Below are 18,613 nucleotides of genomic sequence, written 5' to 3' on the forward strand. Positions count from 1 at the left end.
GGCTGTACCTGTGGTACCTGCCGCCTGCATTCTTTTGAGCAGGCGGGCCACGGGCCTCAGCCGAGGTCCGGCCTTCCCCGCGCCCTCTCGTTTCAGGGCGACATGACGAATGCATCACCTGGGCGTTGCGCGCCACGGGAGCGTGAGATCGTGTCTCGCCGGAGGATCTGCGTGGCATGATGGATTGTCGACCCATCCGGTCGCGTCCGCCATGAGGCGAATCTGAAACGGCCATCGAGAGCGCAAGGAAATGACGACTCTATTTTGATTTGAATCAAATCATACATTCTACTTGTGATTTCAAATACCCGAGCGGTTGGACGGCGGGGGAGGCGAGATGGCGACCATTCCAGTTGAGCAGGCACGCTCGGTTGCGATGTTCCACGCCGCTTCGAAAAGCGCTCCGGATATCGCCGATCGACAAATGGCGCGGTTTTTCGGCTCGGACCTCGATCCAAACCCGATCATTATTTTTGATCTGACCGGCACGCCGGCATTCTATGATTTCAGCTTCTATCAACAGGCTCTACTCGTCGGCGTCATCAGGTGCACGGCGGACACGAGGCTGCAATCCGCAGCCTGGGCATTCGAGCCGCCGTCGCGGCAGCTGTCCGACACGAACGCACTCAAGATCGCGACGGAAGCGATGAACAAGATCGCGCCGGACGCAACCCTCGTCAGCCATTCCTTCGTCGCATATTCGTACGCAAAGATCGGCGTTCGCGTTTCCTACGTCAAGGATGGTCACCCCGCATCGTTCATCGTCGACTACTATGATCGATCGGTTCTCACGCAGACCGATCTCGCTCCGAGTCCGCCGCCGGTCGATTTGCTGGATAGCATCGACGGGCTCATTCCCCACTCGATCTTGGACTCTCAGAAGCTCGGTTTTCTCGACGTGTCGGAGCCAGAGCCGCTACGTGGCCAGAGCGAGCGAGAAATGATTCGCAGCATCGTGTCTGGGATTCTGCCGGAAAGCGGTGATCTGCCGGACATCAAGTTTGACGATTCCGACTATAAGACGCTGCAGGCCTACTTTGCTGCGACGCCGCCGGCGATCGCATCCTCGATCCTGCCGGTTCCTCTCTTTGCGCAGATTACGCCTGTCTATTGCGCGGTCGCATCCGCGCAGATGATCCTGGCGTATTTCGGATTCACGGCGACACCCGAGCAAATTGCCGAACAGATGAAGCCTGGCCCCAAGGGCGCCACCAACAAAGCCCAAGTCTCGGCGTATCAGTTTTTTGCGGGAGGGCGATTGGCGCCGACCTTTGATCAAGCTCCGAGTTTCGATCACGCCCTCGACGCGTTGCAGAAATTCATTCCGTTCAAGAGCGGTCTCCCGGGCCATGCGCGTGTCTGCCGCGGCTGGAAGCAATATTCCTTCGTATCGTCTCTCACCGGAAATGTGACGGGAACTGAGCACTATTTTCTGATCAATGATCCATATCCCGTGGGCGAGGGCAGCATTCGCTGGGAGAACCTCAAGAATCACAACTACGCCAATGCGATCAGCTTCAGCCGAATGGGAGGCACATGATGCCGTGTCCGGATTTGCGCGTGAGCAAGTACTGCATCTGGACGCCTGTGGACGGCGCGGTATTCGGCCTGCATGGCTACACCGGGGGCATGGTCCTCGTTTCGCAGGATCTGTTCGAGTCGTTGACCGAGAGAGGCTCGCTCGACCTGATACGTCAGAGATATCAGGACGAGTTTGATGCCTTATGGCTGCGCGGCTTCATCACGAGCCTTACCCCCTTGGAGGAGCGAGAGGCGGTGGTGGAGATCTCCAGATCCCTGCAGGCACGTCGCCGGCAACTACATTTCGTTATCGCGCCAACCTTTGACTGCAATTTCCGCTGCAGTTACTGTTTTGAGCGGGAGCTGCAGAACGACATCGATCGCCGACCAAACCCGCTTTCGCAGATCGATCGTGCGACCAGCGATCGACCTGGTGCCGACTCGGGCGCTTGTTTCATGGGCCACGGCGACAAGGTGAGCATGTCGCGAGACGATGTCGATGCGGTGTTTGCCGGCATCGATGATCTGATCGAGCAGTCGGAGACCAAACAATGGTCCAGGAACATCACCTTGTTCGGCGGAGAGCCGTTGTGGGTTTCCAATCTTCCGGTCATCGAACGCGCCGTCGAGCTCGGCAGCTCGCGAGGCTTCCGCTTCTCGGCGGTTACCAACGGCTATGACGTCGATCGGTTCATGGACGTCATCGGGGTCGACGCAATCCATTCACTCAACATCTCGGTCGATGGCACGCGGGCGATCCATGACAAGCAACGATTCCTGACCAATGGCGGAGGGACCTTTGACAGGATCGTGGACAATATCGATCTGGTCCTGAGGGAGCGGCCCGGCGTTCGCGTCGTTGTGCGTTTCAATTTCAGCCGCGCCAATTTCCACGAGCTCAGACCGTTGCACGAATTGTTCGGTTCGCGCGGCTTCCTGCAGAATCCGAATTTCGATCTCAATGCAAACATCATCTACGACAAGGCCAATGGTCGGAAGACACTGCGGTCCGATCGCGAGCTATTGGATATCGTGCTGGCGCAGGCGCCGAAAACGAATGTGTCGCTGGATTGCTTCAATGCGGGCGTCGCGGGCCGGATCGTGAGCGCGATCCGGAAGCGGGAAGAATTCCGGTTCTCCGGTTCTTATTGTGCGGCCAATGCGGGAATGTACATCTTCGCACCCGACGGCGGCCTCTACAAATGTTGGGAAGACATTGGCGCAGCTCGCTCGCTGGTCGGCAGCTATCGAGAGCGGCCGGTGGTGCTCAATGGCAGAGACGATCAGTGGAAGGGGCGCCAACTTGAAGGCATGGCAAAATGCCAGTCATGCCGTTTTGCGCTCATCTGTAGCGGCGGGTGCGCCCAGCATGCTCACCAGCAGATTGGAAGCATGAACGATAAATACTGCGACAATTTCGACAAGCGATATGCCGTTTCGGTGGCCAAGGTTGGCGACGAGATTCGTAAACTGGTCGTATGTGCGTAGCAAGGTGGAGAGAGGATCAAGTCATGTCTGACATCAAGATGCCCGAAGACAAGCTGGACGTCTTCAAGCTGATGACGACCCAGCACATCAAGGTTCTGAACCAGAAGGGAGCGAACCTGAAATACGAGAAGCTGACGGTCGGCCAGCTTCTCGAGATGCTCGGCTTCAAGCGACCGGAAGCCGGGGCAGCCGATGCGATCTCGGTCGACGAGGAGCCCGAGGGTTGGCTTTGCGGAGCCGACAGCGTCTGCGGCTTGAACAAGTCCGCGTGAGGGACTCCGGCGAAGCCAATCGTCGGACCGCATGATCGGCAGCCATCACCTCGGCCAGGCGCGCGTCATTGCATCTGGCCGCGGTGTGCTGCGCGAAACACTGGCGGATCCGGAAGAAGTGCGATCGTTGGCGGAAGCTTGGACGGTGACACGGCCCTGCCAATACAGGTGGTCACGCTTGAGCGGTTCTGTGGCCGCAACATTCTTGCTTAAGGCAGGTTGATCTTGCTCAAAGCTGCTCCTCGCGCCCGTGGTCCAATAAGTTTGACACGGGAGAGGAGCCGGAAATGCAAACACCAGTTCAAATTGAATTTGAAGGGATCCGCGTGTCCGCCGAAATCCGGGCTGCCGTCGAGCAACATGTCGCGGAACTGGAGAGTCGCTTTGGCCGGATCACTGCGGCTCGCATCATGGTCAAAGGTCCGGGCGGTCATCACCAAACCGGCGGTCAATATCTGGTGAGCGTTCGGCTGGCGCTGCCTGACGGTCGGGAGGTCCACGTTGGACGTACCCCGAAGCTGGATGAACGGTACGACGACTTGACCTTCGCCGTGGACAACGCATTCAAACGCGCGCGTCGACAACTGCAGGACCGGGCGCGACTGATGCGGGGCGACGTCAAGACGCATGAGCCTCAACCCATCGGAACCGTTGCGCGTATCGATCCAAGCGGCCAGTTCGGCTTTCTGGAAGCCGCGGACGGCCACGAAGTCTATTTCAACTGCAATAGCGTCGTTGAGGGTGGATCAAGCATCGTGCCCGGCGCCCGCGTCAGCTACGTTGAGGAGATCGGAGAGAAGGGACCGCAGGCGAGCACGGTCAGAATGCTCGGGAAACATGGGCTGCGGGCTTAGCTCGGCGGCTGAGTGGGGACGCGGACGACGGGCAGGTTTGACGTTGGAGGTAACCGATGATTGGTGATCGCCTGCGCTTGTTCTGTCTTCATGGCACGGAGGTGCTTGGCGAAAAAGTTGCTCATGCGCTTGGATGCCGTCTCGCCGCTGTCGAAGAACGCAGCTTCGAGGACGGCGAACACAAGGTGCGGCCGCTGGAGGTTGTCGCCGGCTGCGACGTCTACGTTCTGCATAGCCTCCATGGCGGTCCTGACGAGAGTCCGAACGACAAGCTGTGCCGGCTGCTGTTCCTCGTCGGGGCATTGAAGGATGCCGGTGCCGCGCGGGTGACGGCGGTCACACCGTATCTGTGCTATGCGCGAAAAGATCGTCGCACCAAGGCCAATGACCCGGTCACGATCCGTTATCTTGCGACCATGTTCGAGGCGATCGGTGTTGACGCGGTGGTGACCCTCGAAGTTCACAACGAGGCCGCGTTCGAGAACGCGTTCCGTTGCCCATCGGTCGCGTTGAGCACGGCGCCGCTCTTGATCGGCAGGATCAGGGCGATCGCAGCTGATCGGCCGATTGCCGTGGTTTCGCCGGATCTCGGAGGCGGCAAGCGAGCGGACCTGCTTCGCGAGGTTCTTGGGAAGGCGCTCGGCCGTCCGATCGGCAAGGCGTTCGTGGAGAAGCATCGCAGTTCCGGTGTCGTCTCGGGCGATTTGTTCGCGGGGGAGGTGGCGAACTCGCTGTGCGTGATCGTGGACGATCTCATCAGCAGCGGTGGAACCCTGGTGCGGGCGGCGAAGGCGGCCCGTGCCCATGGAGCCGAAGAGGTAATAGCTTGCGTCGCGCACGGCCTGTTCATGCCGGGCGCGGCAACGACGCTGGCCGATCCTGCGATCGACCGCATCATTGCGACCGACAGCGTGCCGCCGTTCAGGCTTCCGGCGGGAGCGGTTCGCGACAAGCTCGAGATCGTCTCGGCGGCGCCCCTTCTCGGAGAGACCATTCGTCGGCTGCACCACAACGAGCCGCTGACGGAGCTGCTTCCGTATCAGGATTGATCCCTGCAATTCAAATTCTGGCTCTCGCCGTGAGCTGCCGCTCGAGCTGCGCTGCGTCCGCCTTGGCAAGTTTGAGATAGGTGCGCGTCAGCCGCGGCCATTTTTCCGGCGTCCGTGGATGGGCGTCGGCGAGATGAGCGATGGATAGCCTGGCGCGGAGCATGGCCCGGCCAATCCGATAGAACAAGAACAGTCCGCTGGCCGGGTCATCATTGAGCTGGACGGCCAGATGCCGCCGAAGCCTCTCAGCGACCCACAGTCCTCCCAATCGGGCGCATTCCAAGTGCAGAAAGGCAATTTCGTCCAGAGCATCGGATGTCCGCAAGCGGGCATTGAACTCCAGGCAATCGATGATGGGGAAGGGAGGGCTCAACCAGATATGTTCCGGCCGCAGATCGCCATGGCCGTCAAGGACGTGCCGGTGATGCACCCGCTGCGCCAGCAGCTCGGTTCGCTGCCGCAGGAAACGGCATTGCAGGTCGGCAATGCGCTCGATGGTGCCGCGGGGCAGGTCGAAGGCCGGCTCGAGCAAACCTCGCCGATCCGCGAGAACTGCCTTTTGCAGGGTCACCATGTAGCTCTCCGGATTGATCATGATCCGGCGCGCATGCGAATAGAAGCGGCTCAAACGACTGGCCAGGCCATCGATCTGGGCCTGGGAGACCTTGCGATCGCGAAGCCCGGCTTCGAGCGTCTGGCCTTCGTCGAGCCGGCGCATGACGACGAGCCAATCAACGATGTGTCCGCAGCCTCCGATGGCGTAGCCACCCGGCGCAGCCGTCAGCGGCACAACGCCGTGATAGACATCGGGCGCCAGCCTTCGGTTCAGCGAAACCTCAGCGCGGCAGGCGTCTGCGCGGCGCTCAAGGCTGGAGAAATCGAGATATGGAAAATGAACCGGCTTCTTGAGCTTGTAGACGCGCTCGTCAACCATGAAGACCCAGGACATGTGGGTCTCCCGCGTGATCACGGCGTCGGGCGTCGGGACATAGCTGTCCGGCCGGCTGAGAAACGCCACCTTGCGAGCAAGAGCGGTCGCGCTGCTATTCTCAGCGTCATCGTCCCAGGGTTCATTCTGCCATCCGGGCATATGATGCCTATCGCCAATCGCGGCTGTCGGCAGCTTGATACGGATCAATAGCAGTGGCTGTCCGGCTCATATCCTGCGCCTCTTCCGCGTGAGGTCTGCCATGCTGTTCCAGAACCGAACCGATGCCGGCCGGCAACTCGCCGAGGCGCTGCTCAAATACAAGGGGCGGCGCCCGGTCGTTCTTGCGCTGCCACGGGGCGGCGTGCCGGTTGCGGCGGAAGTCGCAGCAGCCCTCGATGCGCCACTCGATCTGCTGCTGGTCCGCAAGATCGGGCTGCCGGGGCAGCCGGAGCTCGCAATGGGTGCCATCGCGGATGGGGAGGGCATGACCACCATTCGTAACCAGGACGTGATCGAGCTGTCCGGCGTCACTTCAGAAGAGTTTGAGGTCGTCTGCAAAAAGGAACGTGCTGAGATCGAACGGCGTCGCGAGCGCTATCTGGGCGATCGGGCTCGTGCCGAAGTCAAGGGGCAGGTCGCGATCATCGTCGATGACGGCGTTGCGACAGGCGCAACCACCCTTGCTGCCATCAAGGCTGTTCGGAAGCAGGAACCGAAAGAGCTCGTGCTTGCGGTCCCGGTCGCGCCGCTGGACACCATCAGGAAATTGCATGCGGAAGTCGATGCGGTCGTCTGTCTGCATGAGCCTCAGGAGTTTGGCGCGATCGGCTATTTCTATCGCGACTTTCATCAGGTCGGCGACGACGAGGTGATTGCCACTTTGAGACAGTTTCCATCAAACAGATCCATGCCCGCTTCCTGACGAGCCGGCGGTCTAATGATCGTGGGGCAGCGGTTCCCAGCGGTCGCCGACCTTCACGTAGGATCGCTTCACCGCCGCCCAGGCTATGCGGTGAGCAATCTCCTCCTGCCGTTCGTCTTCCGCATGGGAGGCAAAGGCGTGGTTGAACGCTTCGCGATAAATGTCCTGCGCGTGCGATGGGAGGTGAGCGCGAACAGGAGGGGGAAGATCGATGTTTGTGCGATAGGGCATGGCTGGTGCCTCGGACGTAAACTGCCGCGCCTTGCTCGGGACGCCGCGGCGTTTCCACCAGAAAGGATAGACGCAACTTGCTTCCGCCTCTTGACCGGCGTCAAACAGGAAATGCGCATAAATCGACAGGATGACCGACGTCATGTGAGCGCCGAGGAACATCGATGGACCCGTCACCGAGCGCGCTGCTAACCGATCTGTATCAGATGACCATGATCGAGGCGTATCTTGAATCGGGCCAGACTGATACAGCCGTGTTTGAGTTCTTTGTACGCAAGCTGCCGCCGCAGCGCAGCTTCCTGATGGCGGCCGGACTGGAGCAGGCGCTCGACTTCCTGCAAAACATGCGGTTCTCGCAAGACGAACTCGGCTGGCTTGAGCGAACTGACAGGTTCAGCAAGTCGTTGATCGACTATCTCGCCAATTTCCGCTTCACCGGCGAGGTCCACGCGATGCCGGAAGGCACCGTGTTCTTCGGCAATGAACCGATCCTTAGGGTTACAGCTCCTTTGCCGGAGGCGCAGCTTGTCGAGACGCGCCTGATCAACACCCTGCATTTTCAGACACTGATTGCCTCCAAGGCCGCGCGCATGGTCTTACTCGCGCCAGACAAGCTCCTGATCGACTTCGGCTTGCGTCGCGCCCATGGTGCCGAGGCAGGGCTGCTGGCTGCCCGCGCGAGCTATGTCGCGGGATTTTCCGGCACGGCAACCCTCCTGGCCGAGAAGTCATTCGGCATTCCGACCTATGGAACCATGGCGCATTCGTTCGTTCAATCCTTTGATGACGAAGCTGCAGCATTCGAAGCGTTTGCGCGCGCCCGGCCGAAGAATCTCGTCCTGCTGATCGACACTTATGACACCGAGGCGGCCGCGAGGAAGGTCGTCATGCTGGCGCCCCGATTGAAGGAGCTTGGAATTGCCGTCAGCGCCGTGCGGATTGACAGCGGGGATCTGTCTGCGCTCGCCAGGAACGTGCGCTGCATTCTGGATGCCGGCGGACTCCACGACACCGGCATCTTTGTCAGTGGCGGAATAGAGGAGGGCACCCTGATTGCCTTCGCTCGGGACGCGGCGCCGATCGACGGTATCGGCATCGGCACGGGCCTCGTCACGTCGTCCGATGCGCCAGCACTCGACTGTGCCTATAAGCTGCAGGAGTATGCGGGCTTGCCGCGCCGCAAGCGCTCGCCGGGAAAGGCCACCTGGCCCGGCCGCAAGCAGGTTTGGCGCCGGTATGACAGCGATGGCCGTATGCTCGCCGACATTCTTTCGACCGAAGAGGACCAACAGGAGGGGGAAACGCTGATCCAAGTTGTGATGCTCGGCGGACGCCCTGTCGCCTCTCGACCTTCACTTCACGACATCCGGGCTCACGCGCGCCGGCAACTGGATCAACTGCCGCCGGAGCTGAGAACCGCCAAGTCGGCTGCGCACTATCCGGTGCAGATTTCAAGCCGTCTTGAACAGCTGGCAGCTGTCGCCGACCGGATAGGCTCGCGTCCCTGAATTCTGATCTGCATCAAGGGAAACAGCTCGATCCGTCTCTAGCCTGTCGAGCGACGGAGGTGCATCGATGCCGGTACAGAATGCCGAAATTGCAGAGATGTTCGACCAGACCGCCGAACTTCTCGAGATCAAGGGCGGCAATCCGTTTCGTTCGCGGGCCTATCGCAATGCTGCGCGGGTGATCGAGCGCCTTCCCAAGAGCATCACCAACCTCTTGAAGGCGGGCGAGGATCTTTCCGAGCTGCCAGGTATCGGCAAGGATCTGGCAGGAAAGATCGAAACGATCGTCGCGACCCATCATTTCGATGTGCTGGACAAACTCAAGCGTGAACTGCCCGGCGATCTCGGTGAGATCGCGGCGCTCCCGGGCCTGGGTCCGAAGCGCGTCAAACTGCTCTACGACAAGCTGGGCGTGCGGTCACTTGAGGACCTCAGGCGCGCGGTGAAGTCGGGTCGGCTGAGAGAGCTTCGAGGCTTCGGTGCCAAGAGCGAGGAAAAGCTCGCCGCGGCGCTGGCCAAGCCTCGCGCCGAGAGGCGCTTCAGATTATCCGAGGCCGAAGCCGAAGCGGAAGCACTCCTCAGCCATCTGAGGCCGAACGCGAGCAACGGACGGGTGATCGTCGCCGGAAGCTACCGCCGCAGGCGCGACACCGTCGGCGATCTTGATATCCTGATGGTGGCGCGTGACGGCCACGCCGCCGGCGAGAGACTCTCTCGATATGACAATGTCGCTGATGTGCTTGCTCATGGCGATACGCGGACGGCGGTGGTGCTGCGCTCCGGGCTGCACGTCGACCTGCGCGTTGTTCCTGAGGCAAGCTACGGCGCCGCGCTGATGTATTTCACCGGATCCAAGGCGCACAACATCTCCTTGCGCGGACTCGCTAACGACCACGGCTGGAAGCTGAACGAATACGGCCTTTTCGCCGGTAAACGGCGCATCGCCGGAGCAACCGAGGAGGAGATCTACGGCAAGCTCCGGCTGCCCCTGATTCCGCCCGAGATGCGCGAGGATCGCGGCGAGATCGCGCTCGCAAAGGCAAAGAAGCTCCCGAAACTGATTACGCTGTCCGATATTCGAGGCGACCTGCACGTCCATTCCAAATGGACCGACGGCACCGCCGCGATCGCCGAGATGGCGGCTGCCGCCAAGGCAAGGGGCTATGCCTATATGGCTCTGACCGACCATAGCCAACACGTCACTGTCGCCCATGGTCTCGATGCCGGACGTCTGTCGCGTCAGATCGACGAGATCGATCGTTTGAACGACCGGCTGGATGGCTTTACGGTGCTGAAAGGTGCTGAAGTCGATATTCTGGCGGATGGACGGCTTGATCTGCCTGACAAGATCCTGTCGCGGCTCGATCTGGTCGTTGCTTCCGTTCACTACAAGTTCGAGCTCTCGCGCAAGATGCAGACCGAGCGCATCATCCGGGCGATGGACAATCGCCATGTCTCGATTATCGGTCATCCGACCGGACGGTTGATCGGGGACCGCGAGCCTTACGAGATCGACATGGAAGCCGTCATTGCGGCGGCGCGCGAGCGCGGCTGTCATCTCGAACTCAACGCCGACCCGGACCGGCTCGATCTCAACGATATCCATGCTCATGCCGCCAAGTCCGCGGGCGTCAAGCTGGCAATCTCGACGGACGCACATTCGACGGCTGGATTCGCCAACATGCGTTTCGGCGTCGATCAGGCGCGCCGAGGCTGGCTCGAAGCAGCGGACGTCATCAACACCCAACCCTTGTCGCGGGCGAAGAAGATGCTGAAGCGCTAGCCGCATTGTTTGATCCTTCGCAACGTTGCGCACGCGATGTTGCGTTCTGTTAGGTAACAGCGCAGGAGGAATGAAATGAGCTTCGAGAAGAAGATTGGCACGGTTGCGACCGCGGCTGTCCTGACCCTCGCGCTGCTTGCACCCACGGGGGCCGACGCTCGCAACGGGCGCGTTGCCGCAGGAATCGTCGGCGGCCTGGCTGCCGGCGCACTGTTCGGCGCGGCCCTCAGCGGCGGCTATTGGGGGCCGTATCCCTATTACGGCTATCCGGGGCCAGTCTATTACGACCCACCGGCACCGTATTGGGGGCCAGGTCCGTTTTGGGGACCGTACGGATACGGCGACTGCCATGTCCGGGCGGTCCGGCACAGGCGGCACGTGCACTACGTGCGGGTCTGCTATTGAATTCGCTTGCACTCGAGCAACGTGCAGGGCTGTCATGTTGCTGCGTCTCATGCGGACGAAGGACACGTGATTGGCTGTCGCGTGCTGGATGACGTGCAACGGGCGACGGTATGCGGATCGGTCAAGCCGGGCCGGTGCCGATCACTTGCGGAGAGTCGGACGCATGTCAGGGCGTTTCAAGGTTCGGGCTCTGGGCCTCCTGGTCGGGCTGCTCTCGTGTTGGCCGACAAACGTGGACGCCGCGAACCTCAGCAAGGCAGCGCAACGAGGCAGGGCCATCCTGCAGGAAAAATGCGGGCGCTGTCATGCGATCAGATCGGTTGGCGAAAGCCCGCTCGAGAATGCTCCGCCGATGCGCGATATCTACGCCCGGTTCAATCGGCGCGAGTTGCAGGCGGAGCTGTCGGAAGGCATGGTGTCGAGGCACAGGGATATGCCGCAAATTGAATTTTCCGACGAGGACGTTTACGCGATCATGAGCTACCTCTACGTTCTTGCAGTCAGGAAATGAATGCTCGTTGCCCAGGAAAGTGCTGATCCCTGCACATCGAAGTTCACGTGGTCGGGCTGCGTGGGTCCATTCGACGGTCTGACGGCATCGCCACTGGTCTGGCGGCACGCAACTGGACCGGTATGAAGGCTTCCCGTCGGTGGGCGCTCGGCGGACGTGGCCAGATGCCCGGATTATGATTTCAATTCGCGGATCTGCGCCGGCAGATGGTGCATCAGTTTCTCAAATTCACCGGGATCGAGCTTCTCCCACGCGATCTCGAACACCCCGCGAATGACGCTCAGTGGCTCGATGGGAAATTGCTGGGGCAGCTCCATTGCGACGTGATCAGCAAAGTCGCTGGCATGTCGCTCCTTGGTCGGCGTTCCCGCCGCGTGCCAGTTCTCGTAGTAAATCCCGCGCAGGAGGATCGGCAGCTGGGCGCCAAGCTTGGTCGCCACCTCCGGAGGTACGCGATCGCGCAACGCATGCAGAACGGCCCGGAGCGCGTTGTAGGCCTGTTGACGGCTACCGAGCTCCAGCTGCTCCTCGATCGCCTTGAGCCAGAGATTCGTCTCCTGAATGGTGTGATCCAGCGCGGTAACACCTGTTACGCCCATGATGCGTTCTCCTAGATTGGCACATCAGAATAGCGGCATCCCGGATCGACGGCGTCACCGCAATCACGCCCATTCTCATGATCCGGTGAGCACGGATGCCGGCCTCGATTCAATGCGACAGCAGGGTCGGGATCGTCATCGTCTTCAGCATTTCACGGGTGACGCCGCCGAAAATGCCTTCCTGCAGGCGGGAATGCCCATATGCCCCCATCACCAGCATGTCGAGACTTTCGTCGGCGGCCAGGGACAGGATGGACGGCTGAATCTCGGAATGCTCCGCCGTCAGCTCAAGCAGCGTTGTCGTAAGTCCGGCACGAGCCATGTGTTCGGTCAATTTTCGCGCTGAAGCCTCGGTGGGAGCAACCTGCGCCTCATTGATCGAAATCGTGACCAGCGCTTCTGCCTGAGAGAGAAACGGTGTTGCGTCCTTGAAAGCACGGGCGGCAAGGCGGCTTCCATCCCAGCAGATGCCGATACGGTTGGCCTTGAAAGTGCCGCGGAAAATATGCGGCACGAACAGGACGGGTCCGCCCGCCTGGAGCAGGATCTCGGTCGCAGTCCTATTGTCGTGACTGTCCTGTGTTGCGTCCGTCTGCAGGACCACCGTCAGCTCATAGAGCCTGGCCGCAGCGCCGAGCGCGGACGCGGCTTCACCGGGCAGGTCCTCGACCGAGCGGCTTGCATGAGAGATGTTTGCATTCCGGGCTTCCGTCTCGAAAATGGCGAGTGCGGCCGCGCTGCGTTGGGCGGCGCGTTGCCGCTCCATTTCGAAGATCTCTGAAGAGACGACCGCTGCGCCCGCGCCTCCATCGACCACATACGCGCTACCGGGCGGGATGTATCCGACTGCAATCGCATCGAGATGGGCGTCGAACCGGGCAGCCAACGAGACTGCGGCAGAAACGACAGGCTGCGGTGGCCGCTCGGTCGGAATGTAGACGAGAATGTCGTTGATCTTGATCATGACGACCTCCCTCCGGGACCAAATCCATACTCTCAGTCGGATGAAGCGGCATGTTGACTTGAATCAACAGTCAATGACCGGCCGTCACTCACCGGTCCCGCAAAGTTGTTGCTCCGCTCGGGGGGGGGCACAGCCCCGTCTTCATGGTTCAGCGTCACGCCGGCATTTCCGATTCCGCTAGCCGTTCGCGCTTTGGCTCCGCGATTTCGGTCATCGTCGCCTCGGTGAGCAGGAGGATGCCGGCAACCGACACCGCGTTCTCGAGGGCTGTCCGAACGACCTTCGCGGGATCGACAATGCCGGCCTCGACGAGATCGACATATTGCTTGCGCGCGGCGTCAAACCCGAAATTGCCGACGCCACTCAGCATGCGCGCCACGACCACGCCGCCATCCGTTGCGGAGTTCTCCGCGATCTGGCGAGCGGGGGCCTCGAGCGCGCGCTTCAAGATCTGTACACCGGTCTTTTCGTCGCCTTCGCAGAGTGCTTCCTCCCTGCCGACGGCTTCGACGCATCGAAGCAAGGCAAGCCCGCCGCCTGGCACGATACCTTCTGCAACGGCCGCCTTTGTCGAACTGATGGCGTCGTCGAGCGCCTCTTTTCGTGACTTCATCTCGGCTTCAGTCGGCGCTCCCACACGGATAACGGCAACCCCGCCTGACAGCTTGGCGAGCCGCTCCTCAAGCTTCTCCTTGTCGTACTCGCTGGTCGTTTTCTCGATCTCGCGGCGAAGTTGTTGCATCCGCGCATCGATCTGGCTGCGTTCGCCTTTGCTGCCGATCAGCGTGGTGTTTTCCTTGTCGGCAACCACACGGGCGACATGCCCCAACTGCTGCAAAGTAGCGTTTTCAAGCTTCGAACCAAGATCGTCGGAGACGACCTGGGCGCCGGTGAGGATTGCAATATCCTGCAACATGGCCTTGCGTCGCTCACCAAAGCCGGGCGCCTTGACGGCGCAGCCTTTCAGCACGCCGCGAAGTTGATTAACGATGAGCGTGGCCAACGCCTCGCCTTCGATGTCTTCGGCGATGATCAGGAGCGGTTGTGCCGATTTTGCGATCTGTTCGAGCAGCGGGATAATGTCGCGCAGAGCGCTGATCTTGTGGTCGCACAACAGGATGAGCGGCTCTTCGAGAACCGCTTCCATGCGATCGGCATCGGTCACGAAGTAGGGCGACAGGAAGCCGCGGTCGAATTTCATCCCTTCGACCACGTCGAGCGACGTTTCGATGGTCTTGGATTCCTCCACCGAGATCACTCCATCGCTTCCGACTTTCTCGAGCGCATCGGCGACCAGCGCGCCAATGGACGGATCATTATGAGCCGAGATGGTGGCGACCTGAGCTCTTTCCGCCTTTGTCCTGACGGGGCGCGCCATTGCATGGAGGGCCGCTATCGTCGCGCGGGCAGCGCGGTCGAGGCCCCGTTTCAGATCGATGGCACTGGCGCCGGCGACGACGTTCCTGACGCCGTCGGCAAGAATCGCATGTGCCAGGATCGTGGAGGTGCTTGTTCCGTCGCCAACGAGATCGCCGGTCTTCTCCGCGGCCTGACGCAGCACCTGCGCTCCGAGATTCTCCTCCGGATCCTTGAGGTCGAATTCCTTGGCGATCGTGACGCCATCGTTGCATACGATCGGGGTGCCCCAGCTCTTCTGGATCAGTACTGATTTTGATTTCGGGCCGAGCGTCACCCGCACTGCGTCCGCAAGCAGCGAGGCTCCGCGCAGGATCTTCTCGCGGGCCGCGGAATGAAACAGCACCTGCTTGTGAGGCATCAATCGCTCCTCAGAAGGACGGCTTTCATCGGATCAAGATAGAAGTGACGCCGTTTCGAACGCTTGATCCTGATCAAGGAGGAGTCACTGGTACGCCGATCGATCAGGCGCTAGGTCGCAATGCTCGATTGCAGAGCCTTCGCAGAGGCAAAGCTCTCAGAGCACGGGATTGCGCCGAGATGGCGGACGTCCGTTGGCGTCCGTGATCATATCCGTTTCTTGCTCGGCCTGCGCCGGAACGGCCGTTCGGTGGCTTGAGGCAATTCCTGCTTGCGCCTGCGGCATCTTGGTGTCTCAAAGAATCCGCTGCATTGCTGATCAGTCTCCCATCGAAGGAATGCATCGTGGCGTCCGACGACTGGCTCCGAGAACCGCTTCAAGACCGCTCGCCACGTCATACATGCAGCCGCTGCCGCACGATCACAGCAGGTCCGGTGCCGATACTCGGACGATTCTTGGCGCACATGCGGTGCTGGCATCGCGGCGTCGTGCGTTCTCACTTTGTGGAATGGAACAGCCAGCCGGTCAAATCCGTGAAGACCGGGCTGGCGACGGCCGGGCGGCCGTCAGGGCTGTCGCTGAAGGAGGGGAAGATCTCGCCGCACCCGCTGCGCCACATGGCGGCGACGTGCTCATACAGCGGCGCGCGATCCGTGGGAGGCCTCAGGCTTTCTCGGAATGTCGGTCAGCATACCCGCTAAGCCGTTGAGCTCATTGGTGGGCCCGGCAGGACTCGAACCTGCAACCAGACCGTTATGAGCGGGAGGATATCGGGCGGTTTCGTTGATTTTGCTGTGTTTTCGTTCGATTTTGATTGCGTTCGTTACGTCTCAGTCGCCTCGTTTCTGGTGCGAAACTGGTGCGGCTTGGTGGGTCGGGCCGGTCAACGTTACCAATTCCGATCCAGTTCAGTCGTCGAGGACGGCAAGCATCCTGCTACCAATTGCACTCGATCTCCTGGCGCTCCTGTGCAATCCGGCCGATGGCGCCAAGCTTATCCTCGCCGGCGGTGAACGACTGCCCTTCGGGGAGCGTCGACTCTCAGTTGACACCGGCCGCTTGGTTGGTAGCACACGGATCAACAAACCCGGCTCGCGCTGATTGCACTCTTGCGCCACGTTCGCCCGTTGTCAAAGCGAGCATGTCAGGTGAAGCACAGTTCTTTGATGAGCGTCAGCACCCGCTTCCTCCATTAGACCGGCACGCCGCCCGCAGGAGCGTGAGCATAGCGACGCCGCAGGCGGCACGCGGGACCGGGTGCCCCGGCGTGGGGCTCGATATCCCTTGCGAGGGATCAAAGCCTGCAGGGCCGAGACGCCGTTGCCGCTCCGTTCACGCGAGCCCGGTCCGGCAGAGCCGGACGCGCCCGCAAATAGTTGACCCGCCCTCCATTCCCTCGCAAATTGAGCAATGCGCCTTCTCACCACGTCCGCATCCCTAGAAACGACCTTTGAGCGGCTAATCGACCGGCACAAGAAATTGTCGTTCGCGGTCGCATGGGCATCTCATAATTTTCCGGGACATGACCGACTGCTCAAGCACAAGCGAAAAATACAGCAGGGGATCGTCGGCATACATTTCTATCAGACGCACCCATCGTTCATTGAGCATTTTCTAAGCGATGATAGGGTGAAATTCTTCAAAGATAGTTCGGAGCTGTTTCATCCCAAGTTCTATCTTTTCGAGACTTCGGCGGCGGACTGGTCGTGTATCATTGGAAGTGCCAACTTTACCGCTGCCGCTTTCAGCACGAACGTGGAGGCTTGCCTTCTTTTCGATGCGAGCGACGATCCATCCGGGGCCACAAAGAAGGGTCTGGACAAGGCGCTGGCTCGCTATTGGAAGTCGGCCGAGTCTTTCGAACCCGATGAACTCGAACAGTATCGCTCGCTGTGGAAGCTTTTCCACCAACGCCGCAAAGGCATGGCGGGCGACTTCGGCGACAAGAGCGGCGGGAGGCCGCCGCTCCGCACTCCGCTGCTAAAGACGCCATGGCACGCCTACTATCAGCGCGTGCTCGCAGACGAGCACCATGGCATCGATAAGCGGATTGCCGTCCTTGAGGAGGCGCGCCGGTTGTTCGAGACAAAGGGCTCGCTGTCCCACATGTCCAAGGCCGAACGTCAGGGAATTGCCGGGTTTGCGCCGGACGGAGCTATACCTTGGGGCTGGTTCGGCTCTATGTTCGGCGCGGGCGTTTTCAAGAACCTCGTAAACGCGAATAGCCCGGATCTGTCGCATGCGCTTGACGCAATTCCAATGCGAGGCGAAGTGCGCCGAGATGACTATCTCCAATTTATTGATGCGTATTTGGGCGCATATCCGGGAAATCGGCGTCACGGTCTGGCAACGGCGACCAGGCTGTTGGCGATGAAGCGCCCGGACTACTTCGTATGCCTTGATTCGGAGAACCGCGACGGCCTGTGCAAGGCGTTCGGCATCAAACTCGGCCATCACGACTATCAGCGTTATTGGGACTCCGTCATCGAACGGATTCTCATTTCTGAATGGTGGATGTCGCCACGTCCGGCGGTCGCGCGGGCCAGGGCAATTTGGGACGGGCGCGCGGCGTTTCTGGATTCACTCTACTACACACCAAAGCCGAGGACTCGGTAGGCTAACCTCAGTAACGCGCCACCGACCGTCTAGAAGCCGCGGCCAACGGGATTTTAGAATAGCGATCGGCAGCTGAATCACTTCGAAAGTCTAACAAGTTTGGCCGCACCGCCCGTGAAGAATGAGTTGACGGGCCTCGGCGATCAAATCGGGATCGAACGAAAAGTGCATAACCGTGCCAAGAACCTACTGCGGCAGTTTTTGCGCTTCAGAGGGATCGGAAACAAGCTTTACCCAATCGCCGAGACCCGGCATTGCTTGACGGAATATATGGTTCTGCCTAGCGTCTCCGCACTCGCTGCCTGAGTGACTGGACATCATGAATTACGGCTATCAATGGACAATCGTTGCAAGCCGCATTCGTGGCCTGATGCAGGCTGCCGAATTGCATTCGCGATTTCTTGCCGTCCGGTCGAGTGATTCGTTTGGCAGAACACAACGCATTCGCGAACAGGGCGAACGCATTATAGCCGAAGTGTCTGGCTTCCGGGATCGTTTTCGTCAATCGCTGCCAACGGTTGCGGTTGATCGGATCGATGAATTCGTGAAACAAGCGTCCCCGCTGTTTCGGAAAGCCGACGGCACGCCCGACACCCGCGAGGAGTTAGTATGGGCAGGATTGGTCGCGCTTGGCGCGTTCGAAACCGAGCTATCCTATCTTCTGGCCGATATCGAGCAGGCGATACGCTCGCGATCGGAACTGGCCTTCGCGCATTTGCAGAGATCGATCGTCGTCGATGAGGCCTTTCGTGAAAAATGGCAAGAAGCGTTTTCGGCTGGCGAGACCGCGTGCGAAAAGCTTGGTGCTGTCCACCTGCTTTCGCATGGCATTTGGGCCTTTAAGGTGACCGCCGAAGGGGAGCGAACCGATCTCGTCTATCAGGAAGCATCCGCGAGATTTGAGCGCGAGCAAGGTTTCGCCAACGGTCTCGTTCTGACAGAATGGAAGAAGGTGACGTCGAAGAAGCAGGCCGAGGGAAAGTTCGAAGAGGCGCGTGACCAGGCACATCGATATGGAAAAGGGGTTCTCGCCGGGAATGAGTTGACCCATTACCGATATGCTGTCGTTGTGTCCGAAGAGCAGTTGGAAATACCGGATGATATCGTGCGCGACGACATCACATACCGCCATATCAATATCGCAGTGAAACCGAAGCCGCCGTCGAAGAGCAAATAGACGCA

17 protein-coding genes are annotated in these 18,613 nt (G+C 60.3%); 12 read left to right on the forward strand and 5 right to left on the reverse strand.

Annotated features, from left to right (window positions below):
• Positions 1–337 precede the first annotated feature (337 nt).
• From QW845_RS31265 to QW845_RS31285, 5 genes are all read left to right on the forward strand, one after another.
• A complete protein-coding gene (locus QW845_RS31265; protein ID WP_315805367.1) occupies positions 338–1,540 on the forward strand; it encodes a C39 family peptidase in 1,203 nt (400 codons plus the stop codon).
• A 20-nt stretch (positions 1,541–1,560) separates the two neighbouring features.
• Positions 1,561–3,009, forward strand: coding sequence for a radical SAM/SPASM domain-containing protein (locus tag QW845_RS31270; RefSeq protein ID WP_315805368.1), 1,449 nt, complete (start codon positions 1,561–1,563; stop codon positions 3,007–3,009).
• A 23-nt stretch (positions 3,010–3,032) separates the two neighbouring features.
• Positions 3,033–3,281, forward strand: coding sequence for a hypothetical protein (locus QW845_RS31275; protein WP_315805369.1), 249 nt, complete (start codon positions 3,033–3,035; stop codon positions 3,279–3,281).
• A 287-nt stretch (positions 3,282–3,568) separates the two neighbouring features.
• Complete coding sequence (locus QW845_RS31280) at positions 3,569–4,135, forward strand: HPF/RaiA family ribosome-associated protein (protein WP_315805370.1); 567 nt, start codon at positions 3,569–3,571, stop codon at positions 4,133–4,135.
• A gap of 56 nt (positions 4,136–4,191) precedes the next feature.
• Positions 4,192–5,184, forward strand: coding sequence for a ribose-phosphate diphosphokinase (locus QW845_RS31285; RefSeq protein WP_315805371.1), 993 nt, complete (start codon positions 4,192–4,194; stop codon positions 5,182–5,184).
• Between the two features lie 10 nt (positions 5,185–5,194).
• On the opposite strand, the gene QW845_RS31290 is transcribed toward QW845_RS31285, so the two are convergent.
• Positions 5,195–6,322 carry a hypothetical protein gene (locus tag QW845_RS31290; protein WP_315805372.1) on the reverse strand — a complete coding sequence of 376 codons (1,128 nt, stop codon included), beginning with the start codon at positions 6,320–6,322 and terminating at the stop codon, positions 5,195–5,197.
• A gap of 52 nt (positions 6,323–6,374) precedes the next feature.
• Between QW845_RS31290 and QW845_RS31295 the strand changes: the two genes are divergently transcribed.
• A complete protein-coding gene (locus QW845_RS31295; RefSeq protein WP_315805373.1) occupies positions 6,375–7,037 on the forward strand; it encodes a phosphoribosyltransferase in 663 nt (220 codons plus the stop codon).
• A 12-nt stretch (positions 7,038–7,049) separates the two neighbouring features.
• Here QW845_RS31295 and QW845_RS34225 read toward each other — a convergent pair whose 3' ends face one another.
• A complete protein-coding gene (locus QW845_RS34225) occupies positions 7,050–7,412 on the reverse strand; it encodes a ChaB family protein (RefSeq protein ID WP_409997988.1) in 363 nt (120 codons plus the stop codon).
• 20 nt (positions 7,413–7,432) lie between these two features.
• On the opposite strand from QW845_RS34225, the gene QW845_RS31305 reads away from it, so the two are divergent.
• From QW845_RS31305 to QW845_RS31320, 4 genes are all read left to right on the forward strand, one after another.
• The gene (locus QW845_RS31305; protein ID WP_315805374.1) at positions 7,433–8,776 is read left to right on the forward strand and encodes a nicotinate phosphoribosyltransferase; all 1,344 of its coding nucleotides are present in this window, start codon (positions 7,433–7,435) and stop codon (positions 8,774–8,776) included.
• Positions 8,777–8,843: 67 nt separating this feature from the next.
• Entirely contained in the window at positions 8,844–10,559 is a 1,716-nt protein-coding gene (gene polX, locus QW845_RS31310) for a DNA polymerase/3'-5' exonuclease PolX (RefSeq protein WP_315805375.1), read from the forward strand.
• A 75-nt stretch (positions 10,560–10,634) separates the two neighbouring features.
• Positions 10,635–10,964 carry a hypothetical protein gene (locus QW845_RS31315; RefSeq protein ID WP_315805376.1) on the forward strand — a complete coding sequence of 110 codons (330 nt, stop codon included), beginning with the start codon at positions 10,635–10,637 and terminating at the stop codon, positions 10,962–10,964.
• Positions 10,965–11,127: 163 nt separating this feature from the next.
• Positions 11,128–11,475 carry a cytochrome c gene (locus QW845_RS31320; RefSeq protein WP_315805377.1) on the forward strand — a complete coding sequence of 116 codons (348 nt, stop codon included), beginning with the start codon at positions 11,128–11,130 and terminating at the stop codon, positions 11,473–11,475.
• Between the two features lie 173 nt (positions 11,476–11,648).
• Here the strand turns inward: QW845_RS31320 and QW845_RS31325 are convergent, their stop codons facing one another.
• The 3 genes from QW845_RS31325 to groL form a co-directional block, all read right to left on the reverse strand.
• On the reverse strand, positions 11,649–12,074 hold the full coding sequence (locus QW845_RS31325; protein ID WP_315805378.1) for a DUF2267 domain-containing protein: 426 nt from the start codon (positions 12,072–12,074) through the stop codon (positions 11,649–11,651).
• Between the two features lie 109 nt (positions 12,075–12,183).
• Entirely contained in the window at positions 12,184–13,038 is an 855-nt protein-coding gene (locus QW845_RS31330; protein ID WP_315805379.1) for a universal stress protein, read from the reverse strand.
• 154 nt (positions 13,039–13,192) lie between these two features.
• Entirely contained in the window at positions 13,193–14,815 is a 1,623-nt protein-coding gene (groL, locus tag QW845_RS31335) for a chaperonin GroEL (protein WP_315805380.1), read from the reverse strand.
• Positions 14,816–16,225: 1,410 nt separating this feature from the next.
• Between groL and QW845_RS31340 the strand changes: the two genes are divergently transcribed.
• Both QW845_RS31340 and QW845_RS31345 read left to right on the forward strand, forming a co-directional pair.
• Positions 16,226–17,431, forward strand: a complete 1,206-nt coding sequence (locus QW845_RS31340; protein ID WP_315805381.1) for a phospholipase D family protein — start codon at positions 16,226–16,228, stop codon at positions 17,429–17,431.
• Positions 17,432–17,750: 319 nt separating this feature from the next.
• Complete coding sequence (locus QW845_RS31345; protein WP_315805382.1) at positions 17,751–18,608, forward strand: hypothetical protein; 858 nt, start codon at positions 17,751–17,753, stop codon at positions 18,606–18,608.
• Positions 18,609–18,613: the final 5 nt, after the last annotated feature.

It is taken from the genome of Bradyrhizobium sp. SZCCHNS3002, from assembly GCF_032377435.1.
Lineage (GTDB): Bacteria > Pseudomonadota > Alphaproteobacteria > Rhizobiales > Xanthobacteraceae > Bradyrhizobium.

Excerpts from the sequence above, each read along its gene's own strand:
- QW845_RS31265 (WP_315805367.1), top strand. The coding sequence starts at position 338 with ATGGCGACCATTCCAGTTGAGCAGGCACGCTCGGTTGCGATGTTCCAC.
- QW845_RS31275 (WP_315805369.1), top strand. The coding sequence starts at position 3,033 with ATGTCTGACATCAAGATGCCCGAAGACAAGCTGGACGTCTTCAAGCTG.
- QW845_RS31280 (WP_315805370.1), top strand. The coding sequence starts at position 3,569 with ATGCAAACACCAGTTCAAATTGAATTTGAAGGGATCCGCGTGTCCGCC.
- QW845_RS31285 (WP_315805371.1), top strand. The coding sequence starts at position 4,192 with ATGATTGGTGATCGCCTGCGCTTGTTCTGTCTTCATGGCACGGAGGTG.
- QW845_RS31295 (WP_315805373.1), top strand. The coding sequence starts at position 6,375 with ATGCTGTTCCAGAACCGAACCGATGCCGGCCGGCAACTCGCCGAGGCG.
- QW845_RS34225 (WP_409997988.1), bottom strand. The coding sequence starts at position 7,412 with ATGACGTCGGTCATCCTGTCGATTTATGCGCATTTCCTGTTTGACGCC.
- QW845_RS31305 (WP_315805374.1), top strand. The coding sequence starts at position 7,433 with ATGGACCCGTCACCGAGCGCGCTGCTAACCGATCTGTATCAGATGACC.
- polX (WP_315805375.1), top strand. The coding sequence starts at position 8,844 with ATGCCGGTACAGAATGCCGAAATTGCAGAGATGTTCGACCAGACCGCC.
- QW845_RS31315 (WP_315805376.1), top strand. The coding sequence starts at position 10,635 with ATGAGCTTCGAGAAGAAGATTGGCACGGTTGCGACCGCGGCTGTCCTG.
- QW845_RS31320 (WP_315805377.1), top strand. The coding sequence starts at position 11,128 with ATGTCAGGGCGTTTCAAGGTTCGGGCTCTGGGCCTCCTGGTCGGGCTG.
- QW845_RS31325 (WP_315805378.1), bottom strand. The coding sequence starts at position 12,074 with ATGGGCGTAACAGGTGTTACCGCGCTGGATCACACCATTCAGGAGACG.
- QW845_RS31330 (WP_315805379.1), bottom strand. The coding sequence starts at position 13,038 with ATGATCAAGATCAACGACATTCTCGTCTACATTCCGACCGAGCGGCCA.
- groL (WP_315805380.1), bottom strand. The coding sequence starts at position 14,815 with ATGCCTCACAAGCAGGTGCTGTTTCATTCCGCGGCCCGCGAGAAGATC.
- QW845_RS31340 (WP_315805381.1), top strand. The coding sequence starts at position 16,226 with ATGCGCCTTCTCACCACGTCCGCATCCCTAGAAACGACCTTTGAGCGG.
- QW845_RS31345 (WP_315805382.1), top strand. The coding sequence starts at position 17,751 with ATGAATTACGGCTATCAATGGACAATCGTTGCAAGCCGCATTCGTGGC.